The 1470-nt window shown below is 72.0% G+C and carries 1 protein-coding gene; it reads right to left on the bottom strand.

Annotation, left to right across the window (positions count from 1 at the left end):
- Positions 1-712 precede the first annotated feature (712 nt).
- Positions 713-1468 (bottom strand): zf-HC2 domain-containing protein, encoded by a 756-nt coding sequence (locus tag AB0L95_RS42165; protein ID WP_365171977.1) that lies wholly within the window; start codon positions 1466-1468, stop codon positions 713-715.
- Positions 1469-1470: the final 2 nt, after the last annotated feature.

Raw genomic sequence — 1470 nt, 5'->3', positions numbered from 1 at the left:
GCTGGCCCGCGCCCGCCCCGCGCCGGCCCCCCGGGGGGGCCCGTCGCGGGGCGGGCGCGGCCAGCCACTGCCGGAAGCCGCGTGACAGGAGTGGGTCAGAGCCCCACGGCCGAGCCGTAGAACTGCCCCGGCGCCGACCCACCCCCCGATGACAGGTTGTGCAAGCGAAGCAGCCGCAGCACCTGACCGGCCCCGGGGAGTCGACCCGCCGGTCGTGCACCCGGACGACTTTCACCTTGATCCGTCCGGCCGCGGAGGCGGCCTTTCCCGGCCGGTGGCAGTTGCTTCGACCACCAGCCGCCGCCGCGCGCATGGCGCCCAGCCCCTCGGTCATAGAGGTGCCAGTGTCGGCCTCCGAGCTCATCCGCCGGGTGCCCTTGTCGGCGATCTCGCCGATCCCGGAGCCGTACGGCGTGGTGGCATCGGTCGACGACGGTGATCACGAGCATCCCTGTGCAGCCGATGTCACGAGCACAAGCCTTCGCGATGGCCATCGGCTGGACGTCCTCGGCGTGCTCCTCCAGCCTGGTCCACCGGTCTTGAAGCGGCTCGCTTCTAGTCGACTGGCTGGCCCCCTTCTCTGCCCGTGGCCCGACCCTTCGGTGGCGACATCTTCTTGGCCTCTTGCGCTGCCGTGCGCTCACACCCGACAGCTGTGGTCGAATCACTGGGTGGCGAGGCCGCCCAGTGGCGCGACCGTCCTGGCCTGGCCTCACGCCCGGATTGTGACGAGCTTCTGACCGTTGCCTACGAGGATCTCGAAGTGCTCGATGGCTCCCGGAGGCATGTCAACCGTCCCTGGGATCGTGGTGCCGGGAGGGTATTCGCCTGCCCGCCAGGTAGCGCCGTCCGCCCTGGCTCCGCCGGGCCCGACCGCCTGCAGTCGGCAGGTGATTCCAGCAGGTGCCCCTTTGGCGGAGACCTGTAGGACACTGCCCCAGGCAGCGGGCGAGACCTTCACCGAGGCGGAGACGCCGGTGGCGGGATCGCTTCCGGAGAAGGTGCGCCAGGAGGTCGGCGCGGTCGGCCCGGGCGGCGTCGCCTGACTGCCCAGGGATCCGACAGCCGCCAGCCATGTGCCGCCGGCCGCTGCCGCGATGAACGTCAGCGAGGCGGCAGCGCCGGCCAGTTGCAGACGCCAGGTCCTGCGGCGCCGGGTCGCGGCCTGCCGGAGCAGCCTCTCCAGCGCACCCCCCTGCGGCGCATGCGAGACCGCTGGCACACTGGGTCGTTCAGGCAGGGAGTCCTGCGTGTTTTGGGCTGCCCGTGCCACCAGCTGGTCGGCCAGGTCGGCGTCGGCCGCCGGCACTGTCTGGCCGGAGGCTTCGGCTTCGGTCACTGTCGCCAGCAGCGCGGGCAGTCCCGTCAGCTGGGCGTGTTCGGCCCGGCAATCGGCGCATTCCGCGAGGTGGATGCGCACCTGTTCCATGTCCGCCGGGGGCAGCGTGCCCAGGACGTACCCTCCCAGCG

This window comes from Streptomyces sp. NPDC052036 (genome assembly GCF_040680495.1).
In the GTDB taxonomy this organism is placed as follows: domain Bacteria; phylum Actinomycetota; class Actinomycetes; order Streptomycetales; family Streptomycetaceae; genus Streptomyces.
This window is presented reverse-complemented; position numbering and strand designations above follow the sequence as displayed.